This window comes from Howardella ureilytica (assembly GCF_054657495.1).
This window is the reverse complement of the sequence record NZ_BAAHYP010000026.1, coordinates 1-1,067: the sequence shown is the minus strand read 5'-3', so window position 1 is coordinate 1,067 and position 1,067 is coordinate 1. Positions and strand designations below refer to the sequence as shown.

Sequence of the window (1,067 nt, the reverse complement as noted above, 5' to 3'; positions counted from 1 at the left end):
ATTTTTTACCGTGAAGGAATTGCATGAATTTTACCTTGAACGATTTCGAGGTGTTAAATACTTTGTCGCTCCCGATTATTCAAAATGTGGGGATATATCTGAGGTAGAGAACTATCATCGGCAGTTTAGATCAAGGGTTGCGGTTAAGGACAGGGACTCTTGGATACCGGGATTTCGTATGGAAAGCAATTATATAATGTTACTGATAATGGTATTGTTGTAAAATTTCAGCCGGATAACACATCAAATAACGGTTATCATTCTTATGAGGTATCTAAGCCGAGAGATATTCCGACACAAGTTCTCAGGCAATTATTGGAATCCGGCAAAATAACAAGAGCAGAGTATAATAGAATCAGGAAAGGAAAGTGATAACCATGAAAACCATTGTTTCAGGAGAAATATCTACATTCTCTATTAAATATGAATTTTTTGACGATAAGCACGAAACACAAATGTCAATGCTTATAAACGGAGATAATATTCTGGCTTTTGAAAGAGATAACCGCAATTTGACAACGAGGTGGAATCTTGATGAACTTGCTTTATGGCTTCGTAATTTTCTTGATCACATGGTTGATGATCCATATCCGGTTGATGTGGAAGGCGAATATGCTGCGATTAAGGACATTAATGCACGTGAGTTCGATACGGATGATGATAAATTGTTTGATATATATTATGATCAGCTTGACGAGTGGGACTTTCGTCATAGATGGCATCCGGCATCTGGAGGTGCGATTCTTGCGGATATCTATTTTCAGCAAGTTGGTGATAATGTAGAAATATCTTGGAATAACCAGGATTCGGAGGAAAACGTAAGATTCAAGTATAAGCTTGGAGGTGTAAGTATTCCTAAAGAGCAGTTCACGCAGGAGATTGATTCATTTTTAAAAGCATACGCAAAACGCTGGTTTAATAATGTTTGATATATATATGAAGATCCTACGCCTCCTTCAGGTGAAAAGCATGAAGATCCGGTATCTTCGGACAATGTAAAGAATTCGGAAAACAATACCGACAAAACAGATACAACGCCGAAAACCGGCGACAATATGCAATACGGT

Annotated in this window: 2 protein-coding genes; both read left to right on the top strand. The window is 37.8% G+C overall.

Features of this window, described 5'->3' with window-relative positions; all coding sequences use genetic code 11:
- Positions 1-223 (top strand): hypothetical protein (locus ACYQ1N_RS07565; RefSeq protein WP_459834511.1); only part of this gene is annotated, 223 nt, incomplete at its 5' end.
- 154 nt (positions 224-377) lie between these two features.
- Entirely contained in the window at positions 378-929 is a 552-nt protein-coding gene (locus ACYQ1N_RS07560) for a DUF5984 family protein (protein ID WP_459834509.1), read from the top strand.
- Positions 930-1,067: the final 138 nt, after the last annotated feature.

Coding starts and splice junctions, on each gene's coding strand:
- ACYQ1N_RS07560 (WP_459834509.1), top strand. CDS start 378: ATGAAAACCATTGTTTCAGGAGAAATATCTACATTCTCTATTAAATAT.